This window comes from Leptospiraceae bacterium, from assembly GCA_015075105.1.
Taxonomy (GTDB): domain Bacteria; phylum Spirochaetota; class Leptospiria; order Leptospirales; family Leptospiraceae; genus JABWCC01.
In genome coordinates, this window is sequence record JABTUZ010000001.1 from 487,522 (window position 1) to 506,475 (window position 18,954).

Annotated in this window: 17 protein-coding genes and 1 pseudogene; 17 read left to right on the plus strand and 1 reads right to left on the minus strand. The window is 36.6% G+C overall.

The features are described 5' to 3' along the window. Position 1: 1 nt before the first annotated feature. Positions 2–931: pseudogene (locus tag HS129_02460) on the minus strand (DNA cytosine methyltransferase). A 210-nt stretch (positions 932–1,141) separates the two neighbouring features. Here HS129_02460 and HS129_02465 point away from each other — a divergent pair. The 17 genes from HS129_02465 to nuoF all read left to right on the plus strand — a co-directional run bounded on the left by HS129_02465 (position 1,142) and on the right by nuoF (position 18,953). Beyond that, entirely contained in the window at positions 1,142–4,582 is a 3,441-nt protein-coding gene (locus HS129_02465) for a PAS domain S-box protein (GenBank protein MBE7410916.1), read from the plus strand. A gap of 58 nt (positions 4,583–4,640) precedes the next feature. Continuing rightward, positions 4,641–4,985 carry a hypothetical protein gene (locus HS129_02470; GenBank protein ID MBE7410917.1) on the plus strand — a complete coding sequence of 115 codons (345 nt, stop codon included), beginning with the start codon at positions 4,641–4,643 and terminating at the stop codon, positions 4,983–4,985. Between the two features lie 56 nt (positions 4,986–5,041). Continuing rightward, positions 5,042–5,779: a hypothetical protein gene (locus tag HS129_02475; protein MBE7410918.1), complete on the plus strand. Its 738-nt coding sequence runs from the start codon at positions 5,042–5,044 to the stop codon at positions 5,777–5,779. Beyond that, positions 5,779–7,176, plus strand: coding sequence for a hypothetical protein (locus tag HS129_02480; protein ID MBE7410919.1), 1,398 nt, complete (start codon positions 5,779–5,781; stop codon positions 7,174–7,176). The genes HS129_02475 and HS129_02480 overlap by 1 nt, the downstream gene beginning before the upstream one ends. After that, complete coding sequence (locus tag HS129_02485) at positions 7,177–8,115, plus strand: zinc ABC transporter substrate-binding protein (protein MBE7410920.1); 939 nt, start codon at positions 7,177–7,179, stop codon at positions 8,113–8,115. Beyond that, positions 8,115–8,771, plus strand: a complete 657-nt coding sequence (locus HS129_02490; GenBank protein ID MBE7410921.1) for an ATP-binding cassette domain-containing protein — start codon at positions 8,115–8,117, stop codon at positions 8,769–8,771. Before HS129_02485 ends, HS129_02490 begins: the two co-directional genes overlap by 1 nt. 23 nt (positions 8,772–8,794) lie before the next feature. Beyond that, positions 8,795–9,655 (plus strand): metal ABC transporter permease, encoded by an 861-nt coding sequence (locus HS129_02495; GenBank protein MBE7410922.1) that lies wholly within the window; start codon positions 8,795–8,797, stop codon positions 9,653–9,655. 242 nt (positions 9,656–9,897) lie between these two features. Further along, positions 9,898–10,743, plus strand: a complete 846-nt coding sequence (locus HS129_02500; GenBank protein ID MBE7410923.1) for a flagellin — start codon at positions 9,898–9,900, stop codon at positions 10,741–10,743. 329 nt (positions 10,744–11,072) lie between these two features. Further along, positions 11,073–11,918: a flagellin gene (locus tag HS129_02505; protein ID MBE7410924.1), complete on the plus strand. Its 846-nt coding sequence runs from the start codon at positions 11,073–11,075 to the stop codon at positions 11,916–11,918. Positions 11,919–12,255: 337 nt separating this feature from the next. After that, positions 12,256–13,722 (plus strand): BamA/TamA family outer membrane protein, encoded by a 1,467-nt coding sequence (locus HS129_02510; protein MBE7410925.1) that lies wholly within the window; start codon positions 12,256–12,258, stop codon positions 13,720–13,722. Positions 13,723–13,730: 8 nt separating this feature from the next. Then, on the plus strand, positions 13,731–14,405 hold the full coding sequence (locus tag HS129_02515; GenBank protein ID MBE7410926.1) for a DUF1566 domain-containing protein: 675 nt from the start codon (positions 13,731–13,733) through the stop codon (positions 14,403–14,405). A 110-nt stretch (positions 14,406–14,515) separates the two neighbouring features. Then, positions 14,516–14,893, plus strand: a complete 378-nt coding sequence (ndhC, locus tag HS129_02520; GenBank protein MBE7410927.1) for an NADH-quinone oxidoreductase subunit A — start codon at positions 14,516–14,518, stop codon at positions 14,891–14,893. Beyond that, on the plus strand, positions 14,884–15,444 hold the full coding sequence (locus tag HS129_02525; GenBank protein ID MBE7410928.1) for an NADH-quinone oxidoreductase subunit B: 561 nt from the start codon (positions 14,884–14,886) through the stop codon (positions 15,442–15,444). Before ndhC ends, HS129_02525 begins: the two co-directional genes overlap by 10 nt. Next, on the plus strand, positions 15,441–15,962 hold the full coding sequence (locus tag HS129_02530; GenBank protein MBE7410929.1) for an NADH-quinone oxidoreductase subunit C: 522 nt from the start codon (positions 15,441–15,443) through the stop codon (positions 15,960–15,962). Before HS129_02525 ends, HS129_02530 begins: the two co-directional genes overlap by 4 nt. 8 nt (positions 15,963–15,970) lie before the next feature. Next, positions 15,971–17,185 (plus strand): NADH-quinone oxidoreductase subunit D, encoded by a 1,215-nt coding sequence (locus HS129_02535; GenBank protein MBE7410930.1) that lies wholly within the window; start codon positions 15,971–15,973, stop codon positions 17,183–17,185. Positions 17,186–17,189: 4 nt separating this feature from the next. Then, positions 17,190–17,669, plus strand: coding sequence for an NADH-quinone oxidoreductase subunit NuoE (gene nuoE, locus HS129_02540; protein MBE7410931.1), 480 nt, complete (start codon positions 17,190–17,192; stop codon positions 17,667–17,669). Between the two features lie 3 nt (positions 17,670–17,672). Beyond that, a complete protein-coding gene (gene nuoF / locus HS129_02545) occupies positions 17,673–18,953 on the plus strand; it encodes an NADH-quinone oxidoreductase subunit NuoF (protein MBE7410932.1) in 1,281 nt (426 codons plus the stop codon). Position 18,954 lies beyond the last annotated feature (1 nt).

Sequence of the window (18,954 nt, forward strand, 5' to 3'; positions counted from 1 at the left end):
ATTAAAAAATAAGTTCTAATTGTCCCGACAAAACAAGTTTGTTTTCTTCTCTGTCGTTAATGTATTCTCTGATACAATTCGCAACAAATTCGCCAAGTTTTACAGGAACAGCGTTTCCTATAATTTGTTCAAGGTCTGTTTTGCTTCCGCACAAAACAAAGTTTTCAGGAAACGTTTGAATTAAACTGCGTTCTTTGGTTGTTAGCGGTCTAACTTTATCGCAAATATCTATCGGGTCGCCTTCGTGCTTTGAATAACCCTTGGGAATTGGTCTATTCACGCCACGAATGGTTGGGCTTGGCTCGTAAATACTGAAAACGCCACGTCTTGCGTAACTTCTTGGGTGTCGGTAGTAATACTCAACGCCCAATGAATTGCCAAAATAGTCAAACAATGTCATTGGTTTGCTTGACTGATTTTTGATGAAATACGGATTAATTAAATTATCTGACGAATGTTTGTGTCCTACCAAAAAGAAGCGTTTCCGTGCTTGCGGAACACCGCAATAACTTGCGTCTAAAACTTGATAAGAAATTCCGTAACCTGCTTTTTTGAAAATTTGCAATGCTTCTTTCAGAATACGACTTTTGGTAATTCGCTCAACGTTTTCCATTACAAACCATTCAGGTTTTGTTTCCGATACAATTTTTGCGTAAGAAATTGTAAGGTCGGCACGTCCCAAAGTTTCATCTCGTTTTCCTGCACTTGAAAAATCTTGACAAGGCGGTTCGCCAATAATCATTTGCGGTCTTAGGCTTTTTACAAAATCAAGTCCTTCATCACTTCCTAAATCGGTGTCATAAATTGGGTGGTCAAAGTTTTCTTTGTAAACCTTAATCGCAGGTTCCCATTTGTCAAAAGCTGCCAAGATTTCAAAACCTGCGTTTTGAAATCCAAGCGATAAACCACCACAACCCGAAAATAAATCTACTCTACAGTTTTTTTATTGTTGGGGGTTAAAATTAGTAATTAAAGAATTCTCATACTCCAACAAGTCATAGATCTCATATATTCATTGTAAACTTAGAATAGTTTGTCCACAAAAATAAGTTCTAAAGTTATTGTTTTATTTACAATATCCGAAATTTTCTCGACTGTTACAATCTAAATGATTTTACTGGATATTTAAAAGAAATAGAATATGCCGAATTCTAAGAAGATTTTATTAGTAGAAGATATAAAGGTTGTGTCTTTGAAATTAAACACAATCCTTCATAAATTTGGTTATGATGTACTAACAGCCAACTCTGGAGAATCTGCAATAAATCAGCTGAGTTCCAATCCACAGGTAAACCTCATATTGATGGATATAGACCTTGGTAAGGGAATGAGTGGAGTAGAAACAGCCACCAAAATTCTGAAAAAGCGTGAAATTCCTATCATATTTTTAACCTCTTATGAAGACGATGAGTTTATAGATCAAGTACGTGGAGTCACACGCTACGGATACTTATTAAAGGATTCAGGAGACTCAGTTCTCAAGTCAACGATTGAAATGGCTTTGGAGTTATTTGAATCCAGAACTGCTTTAAAAAAAAGCGAAAGGACTTTATCCAACCTAATGGATAGCTTTCCGGGTATAGTTTATAGATATAGAAACGATACCAGTAAAACCTTAGAGTTCATTAGTCGGGGTTGTTTAGATGTATGTGGTACTCCATCTACGGATTTTATGGAGAAAAAAACAATTCATTTAAGAGACTTAATTTTTGAAAATGAAAAAGATTGGGTTGAAAAAGAGATCAACTTTTCTTTAAACAAGAAGGAAAGATTTATTGTGAACTACAGAATTGTATCTGCGCTCAAGGAAGTGAAATGGGTGGAAGATCAAGGAATCGGAGTTTACTCAGACTCAGGGGAGTTAATTGCAGTAGAAGGATTTATTGAAGACATTACAAGTAGGAAATCGGCAGAGTATGCACTCGTAGAAAGTGAAGAGCGGCTAAAATCTATAATAGAGGCGAGTAACGACGGAATATGGGAATGGGAAATACAAACAAATAAAATTTATTGGTCTGAGAAAGTGTATCTTATGCTCGGGTATTCTAAAAAAGAATTTTACAGTAATTATGATTCGGTTTTAAATCTTGTGCACCCGGAAGATAGACAAAAGAGTAAAGAAGATGTGAGAGCATACATACTTAGTGAAGAGCCGTTTAGTGTAGAAATCAGGTTTCAAAAAAAAGATGGCAATTATGGATATTTTCTGTGCAAGGGACAGGTAAAGAAAAATAGTGCAGGGCAGACCTTCGGGCTTATTGGTTCTATCAGTGATATCTCAGAAAGAAAAATAGCAGAGAAAAAAATCAAAGAGTCTTTAAAATTTGTAAATACAATTATCGAATTATCTCCAATAGGAATATTAACATACAATTCCAAAGGAGAGTGTATTTCTGTAAATCCTGCAGCTTGTGAAATTGCGGGTGGAAGTCTTGACGAATTCAAAAAGAAGAGCTTATGGGATTTAATTACTGTAAAAGATTCTAAACTGTCCGCATTGATTCAAGAAGTAATTAATAAAAATGTTTCCAAGCAACTTGAATTGCACGGTAGATCGAGTTTTGGTAAGGAATTTTGGATTCAGGCGTATTTGGATTCATTTCTGTTAAATGGGGAAAATCATATATTAATTCTAATGTACAATATATTTGAAAATAAAAAGTCAGAAGAAAAAATTAAAAAAATAGAAGAGCAATACAAACTAATTGCAGAAAATTCATCTGATGTGATCTGGATTTTGAATCCTGTAACCAAAAACTTCACTTATGTAAGTCCTTCGATTTACAATTTAAGAGGATTTACGCAAGAAGAGATTTTGAACAATAAAGCAGGAGTTGCAATGACTCCAAGTTCCGGAAAGAATGTTGCTTATGCGATTGAAGACAGATTAAGAAAATTTCAAAGTGGAATTGATGAAACTTATAGGGATGAAAATCAGCAATACCACAAAGATGGTAGAATTTTAACAGTAGAGGTGACAACTCGATATTTTCGAGATAAAAAAAACGGGGGCATTTTCATTCTGGGGATTTCCAGAGATGTTACTCAAAGAAAAGAGGCAGAAAAAAATTTAGAAAAAGAAAAAGAGCTTCTTTCAGTAACCTTACGAAGTATTAGAGATGCAGTGATCACTATGAACAGTATAGGAAATATTTTAATGATGAATCGTGAGGCAGAAATCCTGACCGAGTGGAGTCAGGAAGATTCAAAAAGTAAGTTTATAGATGAAGTATTTAGAATCCACGATAAAAATTCTACAGAGAAATTTGAAAGCATTTTAAATATAATGATCGAAAAAGGGGGAGAATCTGACTTTACAGGAAATATCTCTCTTATCTCCAAAACCGGAAAAGAATTTATCATTGCTTATAGTATTGCACCGATATGCGACTCCAGTTCTAAAACGATTGGATACGTTTTGGTATTTAGAGATATATCGGATAAACAAAAATTAATCGAGTACACCCAACGCGCAGATAAATTGGCTTCACTGGGTGTGTTTGCGGGTGGAATTGCCCACGACTTTAATAATCTGCTTGCTGGAATTTTTGGATATTTAGACCTCGCAAGAGAAATCAGCCCAAAGGGCAGCAAGGAAAAAGACTATTTAGAAAAAGCTATCAAAGTATTCAACAGAGCAAAAGACCTAACCCATCAATTAATTACATTTTCCAAAGGAGGGTCTCCTTTCAAGCAGACCGGCCAATTGGGTAGTTTGTTAAAAGAATCTGTGGAGTTTGCAATGAGCGGGTCTAATGTAACTTGTTTTTTTGAGATTGCAGAAGATTTACAACTGACAGACTTTGATGAAAACCAAATTGGTCAAGTGATTGACAACTTAGTAATCAATTCGATTCAAGCCATGCCCAATGGAGGGATTCTGACCGTATCCGCAAAAAATTTAAGTGTTCATGCAAAAGACAATTCGATTTTAGAAGAGGGAGAATACTTATGGGTATCTTTTAGAGATACGGGTGTTGGGATTCCACAAGAAATTTTACCGAAAATTTTCGACCCATTCTATTCTACTAAGCCTTCAGGGAGTGGGCTTGGACTCCCTACAGTATTTTCGATTATAGAAAAGCACGGTGGAAAAATCACTGTAGATTCTGAACTGAACGTAGGCACCACATTTCATATCTATCTTCCGGTAGTGAAAGGAAATGTTCAGACAAGTAAAGTGATTCAACAAGAAAAAACTCATACAGGAGTAGGAAGAGTCTTGGTTATGGATGATGAAGATTTCATATTAGAGGCTCACGGGCAGATGCTAATCAATATGGGTTACGAGGTAGAATATTCTAAAGATGGGACTGAAGCCTTAGAAAAAATAAAAAAATGCACAGATAACGGAAATCCTTTTGCTTTTGTTATTATGGATCTGACTATACCCGGGGGAATGGGTGGGAAGGAAACTATTCGAGAATTGAGAAATTTTGATAAAAATATTATTGCGTTTGTTTCAAGCGGTTATTCGGAAGACCCAATTATGGCAAACCCAAGGGAATACGGGTTTAATGATAAACTTCCAAAACCGTTTAAAAAAATTGAATTAGAAGAGAAAATGCTCAAATATTCATAATGATAATGAAATAGAGTTGCATTTATATATAAGTAAAAAATCTTGAGAAAGAATGAAAATGAATGCAAAGAATATCATAATTTTACGAAGTACGGTCTCTGTATTTGTACTTTATACAATTCTTATATTTTTTATTGGAAGTAATTTTCATTCCCACAAAGAAGAGAACTTACATTTTCACGCAGAGGGGATTTTAACCGTTGACCACACAGTCAAAGTTGACAATGAATGCAAGGTTTGCGATATTTTACATTCCTCTTTGTTTTTTCTGATAAACAATCCTCTAAAAACCTATTCAGATATATTTTTTAAAGATAGTCTTAGTATTGGAAAAATCAATACTCAAAAATCTTTAAGATTTCTTTTTTTACCGGGTCGCGATCCTCCTTTCGCTGAAAGTTAATTACAATTAACAAATTTTTACAAAAGTAATTTCAACTTTAAAAATGAGGGAAAACAATGTTAAGAAATATATTCTATTATTTATTGGTAGTTCTATTTGTGAACTGCGAGGGAGTAAAATCCAAACAAAACAATAGCGCTGCAATTGTGCTTTTGCTATTGCAGGGAGGTGCATCTTGCATTTCTTCTTCTGTAGCACCAATTTCCAATCCGGGTAATGTCAGTAGTCCGACCCGGACAAATTACGAGGTATCGGGGTGCAGTCAAAATTCTCTTAGCTCTATTGGATTTTCTGGAGAAAACGTATCACCCGGTCTTACAGGCACTTCCAACTCAAGCAGGATTTCATCCAATGGAAATGTGTTAATGGGTAATGACGTAAATATCGAAGTTACGTTTATTTTAAATTCACAAAATTCCTATTTAGACGTAGTAGGGAGAGCTTATGGAAGTCCCTCTGCTTTATCTGGCCCTAAGGTGCGTTTTACAAATTCAACTGCACAGGCATTTGGTACTTCAGGCTCGTCATCCAATTTAGGAAGTGGAGTTTTATCTACTCCAGTCGGACAAAAAACAACGTATTGTATTGAATTTCACGAAGAAACAGACGCTCATATAATTCTATTTCCTTCTTCTTGCTCCACTGTGGTTTCTAAGGGATCTCCTTATTCTTATGACGCTGAGGTATCTACAACTTTTCCGGGGAGGGGACTTGGGTTTATTTTAAATGGTGTGACTTTAACCAATTTTAAAGTTGGAACAAAAATTGCGTCGAGTGGAAGTATTCAAGAATAATGAAACCTATCGTAATTCTATTTTTCTTAGGGGTGATTTCTGCCCCTATTTTTTCTGTAGAGCCTGTCAAAAATCAGTCGGACGAAGATTTTGTAAAAGAAAAAAAAACGGAGAAAAAAACTACAACCAAATCGGAGCCTATTCAAGAAGATTGGGAGCTTGAATTAGATAAAGATATTGAAGAAGTGACTAAGAACTCTACAGAAAAAAAAGATACTAAAAACTTGGGTTATCCAAAAATTTTTCCTTCTCCATCTATAGATCGAAATGTACAAAATTTGATGATGGATATAAATGCGGCAATTGATCTACTCGGGGGGTGGGATAAAAATAAAAATAAGACTACCGAAAATAATCTTGATGTAAGGGGAGCAGAGATCGGTTTTTCCGGTGCAGTGGATCAAATGATTCGGGGGAATCTACTCATCGCAGCTCACAACGAAAATGGAGAATACGTTTTTGAAATCCATGAAGCCAACGCAGTGTTCCCATTTTTATTGAAGCAGGTTACAGTAAAAGCCGGAAAAATGTTTTTAGATTTGGGGAGACTTAACAGAATCCACCAACACGATTGGGTTTTTTCAACTGCTCCTATTGTACATTCCAAGCTGATGGATAAAGAAGCTATTCAGGATACAGGAGCAGAATTCAATATTTTACTTCCTTGGCAAAAACTCACTCAAGAAATTGTAATCGGTGCCACAAACGGTCGTTCTTGGGGGCATTCCCACAGCGCAGGTTCCCCTAAAAATAACCCTATGAGTTACATCCATCTGAAAAATTTTTACTATATTGGAAACAATTGGGGAACTCAATTCGGACTCACTGCAATTCGCTATGAGCCTGACTCTAATTCAAATAAAACAATTCGCACTCAGTATGGCGCAGATTTTCTATTAAGATGGAATAGGTCTTTTTTAAAGTCTTTTATGCTTATGGGAGAAGTTTGGTACAGAGAAACCCGCTATCCTGATGGTTTTGATTTGTTGACTTTTCAAAGGACTAAGACACCGATGGAGACACAGGTAGGTTATTATATTTTTGCAGACTATCAATTTCATGAACAGTGGAGTTTAGGATTTCGGTTTGATTATTTTACGATTCCAAATCTTAGAAATAAACAAGGATTTCTCGCAGAGAATTCAGAAATGGCATACACCCCTCAGGTCACATTTAAACCATCGGAATTTTCGTTTATTCGATTGTCTTTTGAAAGAAGATATAGTAAAGATTTGACTATAGGGTCCAGTGCGTATTCAGTAAAATCTAACGAAGAATGGATCAAAGAATATACTGAAAATCCTAATAGCCAGACTTCAAAACCACAGATGGTCACATATCAGGTATATTTGCAGTGTACATTTATTTTAGGGTCTCACCCCCCTCATGCGTATTAGGTGAAAAAGAAAAGGAGAAAACTTTTGAGAGTTCTATTGAATATTTTATTCTGGATTAGCATTCCGGTGTTTGGACAAATCAAAGTTGTGACTACCACAACCGATTTAAAATACATTGCAGATGAGATTGGTAAAGAAAAAATTTCATCACAAGCCTTGATCCGAGGTTTTGACGATCCTCATTATGTTTTAACTCGACCGGATTTTTTAGTCAAACTAAACACTGCGGATGTGTTTTGTGAAATAGGACTTGATTTAGAAATAGGTTGGTCTCCTCTACTTTTGCAACAATCCAGAAATAGCAAAATTCAAAAAGGCAGAGACGGGTATTGCGACGCATCTTCTGGAGTGAAAATTTTAGGAAGACCTACTACTAAGGTAGATCGGTCTATGGGGGATATGCACATTTACGGAAATCCTCATTATTGGTTGGATCCTGTAAACGCAATTCAAATCTCAGTTACGATTTTAGAAACCCTGCAAAGAGTAGATACGGAGAATTCAGAATTTTACAAAAAGAATCAAGAAATATTCAAAAAAAAGATGGTTCAATTAGTCAAAGAAGAAATGCGTAGCTTCCAACCTTACTTTGGCTCTAAGGTAGCAGTGTTCCACAGCGAGTTTGCCTACCTTGCGAATAGATTCAAATTTAACGCAGACCTTTCTTTAGAAGAAAGACCGGGTATTCCCCCTTCAAATCACTATTTAGAAACTGTAATCAAGAAAATGAAATCAAGCGGAATCAAAGTTATTCTAATATCTCCTGTCAACAATCCGAAGTATGCAGAATTCGTGTCAAGCCATATACCGGGTTCTATTATCGTCACCATGCCTACCTCTGTCGGCTCTATGAAAGATATAAACACATACCAAGATTCTATCCATAACATGCTTTCTAATTTAAAATCAGCCCTTCAAAAAACGGGAAGTAACCAGTAATGCAAAAAAAAGAAAGTGTAATTCGTTTAAAAGAATTGTCTATCGGTTATTCACCAAGCGAGCCTGTTTTAAAAAATATTGATTTAGAAATATACAAAGGTGAATACTGTGCATTGATCGGATCGAATGGGAGCGGTAAGACTACTTTGATTCGGTGTATCGCCGGGTTAATAGACCCGATTTCTGGAATATTAAAGATTTCTGAAAATACAACTATGTCGATGGTTCCGCAATTTAAAAAAATGAAGTTAGAATATCCTCTTAGTGTTAGAGAAGTAATTTTTTTATCGGGGAAGTTAGAAAATATTTTTAAGAAAAAAAAGGGAATAAGCCTTGAAGAAAAAGAAATTCTAAAAGAAATCGGTATAGAACATTTATTGCAAAAATTAATTCGTGAGTGTAGTGGTGGAGAGCTACAAAAAGTTTTTATCGCAAGATCATTATTGTCCGGAGCAAATTTTATTTTCTTAGACGAGCCGATGGACGCTCTGGACAAAGGCTCAAGGAATAGAATATCGAATCTTATAAAAAGATATTCAAATGAAAAAAGAATTTCTTTTTTTATTATCACCCACCATTTAGAAAAAGTATTTCTAAACAATTTTGATCGCATCTTTCAAATAAAAGATAAATCTATAATCGAAGCTAAAAAATAAAGACTTGCAGATATGAGGAAAATATGGAATCTCACCTTCAATCGTTAAAATTTTTTCTGCCCCAGCTTACCCTTGGGATTATACTGGGTGCGGTCATCTCTTTTCTGGGGGTAATTATCGTACTCAGGAAAATGGCGTTCTTTGGTGTTACACTTTCACAAATTGTTTCTTCCTCAGTTGCTATTTCACTTTTTCTGGATTTAAGAAGTGATTTTCTTATTATCTTTTTATCCTCTGTATTCTTAGTCCCTCTTTTACTATTCTCCAGAAAGGAAGCCTACTTGGATTCAAAATTGGGAATCATATTTGTTAGTTTTACCGCATTTTCACAATTGCTGTTGTCATTGGGTGGAAATGTGAAAAACCACTTAATGTCTGCCTATTTTGGAGATATTTTAACATCCCAAGTAAAAATTTTTTCTACTACTTTTACAATAGTCATTCTTTGTTTTATTTGGTTTGTTATTTTCTATGAAAAAATTTTATTTTTTTCATTTGATGAAAACGAATTTAGAATTAGAAAACTGTCTGTAAATTTTACGGAAATTTCATTTTACTTAATCTTGACTATAGCCATTTCTGTAAGCGTGAATCTTCTTGGGTCCTTTTACAGCATTGCCCACCTTTTGATTCCTGTATTCACTGCGCTTAGTTTTGCAAGAAGTATGAGGTTTTTATTCGTATTTTCTGGGATTTTTAGCATTTTTGCGACCTTTTCCGGTTTTTTCCTATCCCTATTCCCTTTTGATCTAAAAGGAGAAAGTATATATTTTCCTACTTCTAGCGTAATTGTAAGTATTATGGTCGTAGTTTCTCTTTTTTTTGCATTTTTAAGGTATATTCAAAAAAAAGTTGTAATGCGATTTTCAATATCAAACGAATAGTATTATAGCTAAAAAAAAATCTAAATTTTGAAAAATTATTTTAATTCAAAAAACCTCAAATTCTATTAAATTCAATAGAAAAGCTATAAAAATCAAAGAAAAAGCCTGTAAATCGTAAGATTAATATTGGGTTTTCCATTTCCGAATATAATATTACAAAGAGAAAAAGCCAAAAACACAAAATAGCAAAAAACCTCGGGCAAGGAAGTTCGGGGCTTTGATCAGTTTCAAGGAGGAAACAAATGATCATAAACCACAATTTAGCAGCGATTAACTCGCATAAGGTTCTGAAATTTCAAAACAACGAAGTTCAGAAAAATATGGAAACTCTATCTTCAGGCTTAAGAATCAACAAAGCCGGAGACGATGCATCTGGTCTTGCAGTTTCTGAAAAGATGAGAACACAGGTTCGTGGTCTCAGACAAGCAGAAAGAAACACAGAAGACGGTATGTCAATGATTCAGACTACTGAAGGGTATATCTCGGAAACGAGCGATATTATTCAGAGAATCCGAGTTTTGGCAGTACAATCTTCCAACGGTATTTATACCGCAGAAGATCGTCAGATGATGCAAGTAGAAGTTTCTCAGCTTATTGATGAAATTGACAGGGTTGCCTCTCAAGCAGAATTCAATAAGATGAATCTTCTACAAGGAGACTTTGCTCGCGGTTCAAGAACTGCATCTATGTGGTTTCACATGGGAGCAAACATGCACCAAAGAGAAAGAGTTTTCATTGCAACAATGACTGCAAGATCGTTAAATCTAAAAAAGACTGACGGATCTCTATTGACTCTCTCTACAGCAGAATTTGCAAATGATTCTATCGGGACGTTAGACGACGCTCTGTATAAAATCAACAAACAAAGAGCAAATCTGGGAGCTTATTACAATCGTCTTGAACATGCCACAAAAGGGCTTATGACGGCGTATGAAAATATTCAGGCTTCTGAGTCACGGATTAGGGATGCGGATATGGCGGAAGAGTCTGTTGCTTTTACCAAGAATCAGATTCTTGTACAATCAGGTACTGCAATGCTTGCACAAGCAAATGTAAGACCTCAGTCTGTACTCCAACTCTTGCGTTAAACAAGTATCTTAGAGTAATATCTCCTTACGGAGGTATTACTTTTGAGTTCTTTTATAGAATAGCACGCTTATGCAAGCGTGCTATCTCTGTTTGCAGGCATGCGTTATGCGAAACTGTGAAAAGAAAATTTTATATTTGAAAAAAAATGCTTGACAAGGAAAAATAAAAAGTAAAAAATTTGAGAGATTGGTAACTTTGTGCGTTATGCGAAACTCCTCTGGTATCTGTCGGGTTGATCACCGATAGTTCCTTCGCTCCACCGGACAGATAATGTTCGGCCATTCGGATAGGGAGATCCGGAAGGTGTAAAAACACAAAGGAGTGAACAATGATTATCAATCACAATATGAGTGCGATTAGTTCCCATCGCTCTCTGAAGTTTGCACAATGGGACGTAGATAAGTCTATGAAGGCTTTATCTTCCGGCATGAGAATCAACAATGCCGGCGATGATGCTTCAGGACTTGCAGTTTCTGAAAAACTCAGAACTCAAGTCAATGGACTAAGACAGGCTGAAAGAAACACAGAAGATGGTATGAGCTTCATTCAGACTGCCGAAGGATATTTGGAGCAAAGCGCAGACATCATCCAGAGAATCAGGATGCTTGCTGTTCAAACTTCAAACGGTATCTACACACCGGAGGATCGACAATTGGTTCAGGTAGAAGTATCTGGATTGATTGACGAGGTGGACAGGGTTGCTTCTCAGGCGGAGTTTAATAAGTTTAAACTCTTCCAAGGGTCTTTTGCTAAAGGTTCAAAAACTGCCTCTATGTGGTTTCACATGGGTGCAAATGCGAATCAAAGAGAGAGATTCTTTATTGGTACGATGACATCTCGAGCATTGAAGATGTCTACTGCCGATGGAAGGGCGATATCTATATCGACCCCGTCGAAGGCAAATGATGTGATCGGTCTTGCAGATAATGCTTTGACAAGGATCATGAAGCAAAGAGCTGATATGGGGGCTTACTTTAATCGTCTGGAGCATGCGGCTAAGGGTCTTATGACCGCTTACGAGAATATTCAGGCAAGTGAGTCTAGAATCAGAGATACAGATATGGCAGAGGAGGTTGTTAAATTGACTACAAAACAAATATTAACGCAGAGTGGCACGGCGATGTTAGCTCAATCCAATATCCGACCCGGCTCTGTATTGAAACTTCTTCAGTAAAAAAAAACGCAGTGATAAAAATAGAAAAACCCGTTTTGCAAGAACGGGTTTTCATTTATTTTACAAAAAAGGACACAGTTATAGAAAAATCTTTCTTTAAAAAGAGTATTCAATAATCTAAGCAAAACTTACCTTTTTCGTAGTTGGAAAACCCAATTTAAAGTTTTTCAATACTTGTCATAAAAAATTGTAAATTTTGAAATAAAATTGTATTTCATTTGACAAAAAAACGAAAGATACCACTGTTTGCATTTAATCTGGACAAAAAATTTAGAAATTATCGGGATATGCGCTAATGTATATGAAAAAAGGAAGAAAAATATTCATTTTTTGCTTGATGGTGGTTACTTCAATAGGACTAATCGCTCAGCCTGCAACGGAAAGAAAGCCAGTCAGTGGTTTGCCATTTGAAGTGAGTGAGTCAAAAAGGTTAAATGTAAAGGATGTCGAGAAAAAGAAAGAGGGTTGGTATCCCACCGGATTACCTCTTGTGAATTCTGACCCAAATACCGGAATTGGTTATGGAGCGAGAGTTTTACTTTTTAACAATAAAAGTAAAAGCGATCCTTTTTTTGAATATACTCCCTATCGCACTAGGATTTTTGCACAGTATTTTAATACCACGAAAAACTACCAATACCATTGGATTAGTTTAGACTCACCATACATCGCCGATTCTAAATGGAGGGTGAGGGCCGATGCAATTTATGAAAGTAACCCTGTAGCCATGTACTTTGGGCGAGGAAAGGAAGCCATGCAAACACTTTCATATCACCCGATGAACGATTATTCTCAACCATTGAATACAAATACTCGGTTTGGTGCAACAGAGGAGGCTTTAGCCTATACTCGACCTGCTAACCCAAATGAGATTCAGTATCACGAAAACCCTCAGTTGAATAGTGTTATCAGTCAAAGTTTACCACTACGACCTACACAGGTAACCGATAAAAAATACTATAGATACGATAATAAAACTCCCCAATTTTTAGCGAGTGCAGAGCATTCATTTTTTGGAGGAACTGTTCGAACTGTAGGTGGTGTCAGATTTGCTAAAAACATCATCAATTTTTATGATGGTGAAATATACAATTCTCCAAGCTCACTTACCAATAAAAGCATGTTTATCGGAGAGACACCGGTAGTACAAGGTAAGACTAAACTAAAAGAAGATTGTGAAGCCAAAAAAATCCGAGGTTGTGAAGGTGGTTATGTAAACCAACTTAGAATTGGTCTGGTTTACGATACTAGAGACTTTGAGCCGGATCCAAACAAGGGGGTATTTGCTGAGATTACCCACGATAGAACTATGAAGGCAATGGGCTCAAACTATGAATACAATAAGACTTGGGCACAAGGTAGAATTTTTATTAGTCCTGCACCAAGAACTTTTGAAAAATTAGTTATAGCTGCTCGCGCTGCAGTTGGTAGAACGAGTGGAGATGCTCCCTTTTATGAATACAGGAATTTTTGGGGAACCGAAGGAACTGTATCAGGACTTGGAGGTTTAAGAACTTTAAGAGGTTATAAACAAGATCGATTTGTCGGTCCGGTTGTTGGGTTTTATAACTTAGAATTGAGATGGAAGTTTTATGAAGTTCCCGGATTTGCATTCAACTTAGTGCCGTTTGTAGATGCAGGTAGAGTTTGGGATAAGACCAGTGAAATGGGACTCAAGGGATATAAATACTCTAAAGGTATAGGACTTAGGATTGCATGGAATCAGGCTACAATCATCATGATAGACTATGCGAGATCCAGAGAAGACTCTCAGTTATTTGTTAATTTTAACCATATTTTTTGAGGATAAACATGAGAATATTACGTAATTTAATTTTTTTAATTTTTGCATTTACTCTTTACAATTGTGGTGAAGAAATTACCCGAAAAAACAAATTTGGGCTAACCGAAGAAGAGCAAAAAACTATTATCATGGGGTTTGTGATGAATACGACTTACTCAAACACCGGAAATGGAACTGTATTGGATAGTAGTCTTGGAGTGGAGTGGAAAAAATGCACTCAGGGTCAGACTTTTCGCTCTGTAAGTAATGACTGCCTCGGTACAATTAGCGCAACAATCACTCCGGTAAATCCTCAAACTTATGGGGCAGAATTGTTAACCTATTGCAATATCAATGGACAGGACTGCAACACTCTTTCCATGCCTCAAACTCTAAAAAGCCCTATCAATAATGTAACAAGTGAAGCATACTCTTCTTGTGCAAGCGATCGGACAGCTGGAAAATCGGATTGGAGACTTCCTTCTTTAATCGAACTGAAAAAACTCTCTATGAGTGGAGAAAATATGTTGACTACATTTTTTCCAAGCACAGTGAACGACTATTATTGGTCATCTTGGGGCGATGAAAATGACCAAACAGGGAAGACTGCAAAAGCAGTTTCTTTTGTCGGTGGTAATTACGGACAAGAGAGGTCTTTCAATAAAGATACTCGATTTTATGTAAGGTGTGTTCGAACCAGATAGTTATTAAATAGGAAGGCGAATGTGTTAGTTCCAAAAAAACATCCCGTATCTACAAATCTGTTTGACGAAAACAGAGTGTTTAAAACAAGATAAAATCATTCGGAGGGATGATGGGAATTGCACCTGAGAGTTTGGGACCGGTGGTTATACAACTCATTCTTGGAGTGGGTTTTGCTGCTGTTATTCTGACAGTAGCCTTCCTTATAAAACCATTTAAAAAAAGCAAAACTCACGATGTTTTTGAATGTGGCGTAAAGCATTACGGAGACGCGAGAGGAGTTTTTAATATTAAGTTTTATCTTGTAGCGGTACTATTCATACTATTCGATATTGAAGCCGTGTTTTTATACCCTTGGGCAGTGAACTTAATAGGATTTCAAGAAGCAGGGCTTGGTGGATTTCTTTTATTAGAGATGTTTTTATTTTTACTCATTCTTGTAGTTGGTTTATATTACGTTTGGCGGAAAGGTGCATTGGAATGGGATTGACAGATATTTTTCACAAACCGGGGCAGATGCTCGGTGATGTTGCCCATCTTGCCAGATTAGATTCAGTCGTAAATTGGGGGAAGAGTTATTCTCTATGGCCTTATCCTTTCGCTACAGCTTGTTGCGGAATCGAATTTATGGGTACAGCTTGCTCTGATAACGATATTGCTCGATTTGGAGCTGAAAGACCTTCATTTTCTCCGAGACAAGCTGATATGATCTTAGTATTGGGTACAATTACATACAAAATGGCTCCTGTTCTCAGGGAAATTTATGATCAGATGTCAGAACCAAAATATGTTATAAGCGTTGGGGCTTGTGCTTCTTCTGGCGGAATGTTTGACGCTTATGCAGTTGTACAAGGTGTGGATCGGTTTTTACCAGTAGATATTTATGTGCCCGGGTGCCCTCCAAGGCCAGAGGCTATTTTAGACGCTTTGATTAAACTTCAAAAGAAAGTTATGAAACAAGGGTTAGAGGAAAGAAGACAGGAAGTTATGCGAAAATTGGATGAAATAAACGCAAGGACTCGCCCTATTATTGTAAGATGAAAGAAAAAACAAAACAATTTATTCAAGAAAACCTTGCAAATTATATTTTCAAAAAAGAAGAAGTAGAATCAAACATCCCTACGTTTTTTATTAAATCTGAAGGTATTGTTCCAGTTATTCAATCGTTAAAAGATAATAAAGAGTTGTCTTTTGATTTCTTAAATGATTTAACAGCTATTGATTGGCTTGGAAAAAAAAATCCAAGATTTGAAGTTTGCTACCTTCTAAAGTCAAATAAAAACAAAAGTTTTCGTGTAATGCTTAAAGTCCCTGTAGAAGATGGTGAATCTATTCCGAGCATCGTATCCATTTTCAAAGGAGCGAACTGGCCCGAGAGAGAAGTTTATGATTTATTTGGAATCCGATTTGTAAACCACCCTTATATGGAAAGAATAGTTCTTCCAGATAATTTTCAAGGATTTCCTTTGAGAAAAGATTATCCTTTAGAAGGATTTGGCCAAGATTATCTCATTGCCGATCTTCTGCAAACTCATAAGGAAGATAAGGAGACTGTATAGTTATGGCAATGTATGAAAAAACAGAAAAACACTTTCTGAAAAAATTTCAAAATCTTCCTGAAGGCCATGTATTAGTCAACTTAGGTCCTTCTCACCCGGCTACTCACGGTATATTGCAAAATGTAATTCAATTGGATGGCGAAAGAATTGTGGATGCCGAGGCGATCATCGGATATGTCCACAGATGTTTTGAAAAATTAGGAGAAAAATACGATTATAACCAATTTTTAGTTTGTACAGATCGAATGAACTATGTGTCCACTCCCTTAAATAACATTGGTTGGATATTGACTGTAGAAAAACTTATGGGAATTGAAGTCCCGAACAGAGTTACATACGTCAGAATGATCATTTCTGAGCTATCCAGAATCATGGATCATATAATATGCAACGGTATTCTTGGGGTTGATCTTGGTGCGTTTTCGGGAATGTTGTATCTATTTCACCAAAGAGAAAGAATTTATACTATAATTGAAAATCTTACCGGTGCAAGGATCACTACTACTTTTTGCAGAGTAGGTGGTATGGAAAGAGACATTTACCCGGGCTTCCAAAAAGAAGTAAAAGAATTAATTGTAGGTTTAAAACCTGTTATCGAAGAATTTGACACTCTTCTTGTCCGAAATAAAATTTTTAACGAAAGAACTGCAGGTATAGGTGGAATCTCCAAAGAAGACGCTTTGTCTTATGGTTTTACCGGACCCAATTTGAGGGCAGCCGGTGTTTCGCATGACGTACGAAAAGATGAGCCTTATATGTTTTACGATAAAGTTGATTTCGATATACCGGTAGGAACAGACGGATCGGTGCTTCATAGAATTTTAGTAAGAATGGAAGAAATGAGGCAATCGATCCGAATTATAGAGCAATTAGTCGATAACATTCCATCCGGCTCTTACCATGCAGATGTTCCACACGCATTTCTTCCCGAAAAACACAGAGTTTATAACAACATGGAAGAACTAATTTATCATTTTAAACTAATCATGCATGGAATACCAGTTCCACCGGGTGAATATTATTTTCCGACTGAGGCTGCCAATGGAGAGCTTGGTTTTTATATTGTGTCGGAAGGAGAAAAATCGCCATACAGGGTGCATGTCCGAAGACCATGTTTTTGGTTTTATCAAGCCTTTCCTGAATTAATTAAAGGAGGACTTATTGCGGATTCAATAGCCACAATGAGTTCCTTAAATGCTATCGCCGGGGAGTTAGACTGTTAAATTTATGGGATTTCAATTTGGTAGTGAGTCAGAAAAAAGATTTGAAAAATTACGCACAATGTTTCCGGATAAGAGGTCATTGATTTTACCGGGACTACATCTTATCCAAAAAGAAAAAGGTTTTGTTGATCAGGAGGCAATGGAATATTTAACTAAAAAAATCGGAGAGCCAATAAAACTATCCGAAGTATATGGCGTGGCTACGTTTTACACTATGTACAATAAAAAGCCTGTCGGTAAATACCATATACAAATTTGTTCCAACATTTCTTGTTATATTACAGGCTCTGATTCAGTAACATCTCATATTTGCGGAAAACTCGGAATCGAGGAAGGGGAAACTACGAAAGATAAGAAATTCACATTGAGTGAAGTTCAGTGTCTCGGAGCTTGCGGTTATGGGCCTATGATGCAAATCAATGAAGAATACTATGAATTCTTAACACCGGAAAAAATAGATCAGATTTTGGATTCATTGGAGTAAAAATTGGGCGAAAGAAAATTAATTACGAAATACGTTGAAGACCCTGAATCAAAAACACTAAAACATTATCGATCAGTCGGTGGGTATGAGTCTGCAAAGAAGGCTTTGAGCTCTATGAATCCGGATCAAATCATTAATGAAGTGAAGGCATCTGGTTTGAGAGGAAGAGGTGGAGCTGGTTTCCCAACCGGTATGAAATGGTCTTTTATTCCAAAAAATGTTGACAAGCCAAAATATTTATTGTGCAATGCGGACGAGGGAGAACCCGGAACATTTAAAGACAGGGTAATTCTTGAAAAACTACCGCATAAGATGATCGAAGGTATGATTATCGCAGCCAAGGCAATCGACTCCCATCAAGGTTTTATTTATATTCGTGGAGAATATTTTAAAAGTTTTAAAACTGTTCAAAAAGCCATAGATGAAGCTTATGAAGCTGGGTTACTCGGAAAAAATATACTTGGTTCTGGTTATGATTTTGAATTAGGTTTGTATGCGGGGGCAGGTGCTTATATTTGTGGAGAGGAAACAGCACTCATTAATTCTCTTGAAGGCAGAAGGGGTCATCCAAGATTGAAACCTCCTTTTCCTGCAGTTTCCGGGTTGTATGGTTGCCCTACAGTTGTAAATAATGTAGAGACTTACGCTGCTGTTCCTCATATAATAGAGAATGGTGGAGAATGGTATTCTAAAATTGGAACACCTAAATCAACCGGTACAAGACTTTTCTGTGTGAGTGGGATGGTAAAAAAACCGGGCGTTTATGAAATAGAGCTTGGTACCCCACTTATGACACTAATCAACGAAGAGTGTGGGGGAATGAAAGAAGGTCATTCTTTGAAGGCAATTATTCCGGGTGGCTCTTCCGTACCCATACTGAATGCAGAAGAGTGTAAAACTGCAAAATTAGACTTTGAGTCAATGATGGAGCATAAAACTTTTCTCGGTAGTGGTGCAGTGATTGTAATATCCGACAAGGTTGACTTGGTTGAGACTACTTACAGACTGGCAGTATTTTATGCTCACGAATCTTGTGGACAGTGCACTCCATGTAGAGAGGGCACCCATTGGATGGTCGATCTATTGGGTAGGATTAAATCCGGAAAGGGGACCAAAAAAGATTTAGATACGATTCTTTCTATTTCTGTAAACATGGAAGGTGGAACTACTATTTGTCCGTTATCGGACGCGTGTGTTGGAGCAGTAAGACCTACTATTCAGAAATTCACTTCTGAGTTTGAAAAAAGATTTCTCCCCGAAAATAAAAGAGAGATGGTGGTATAAG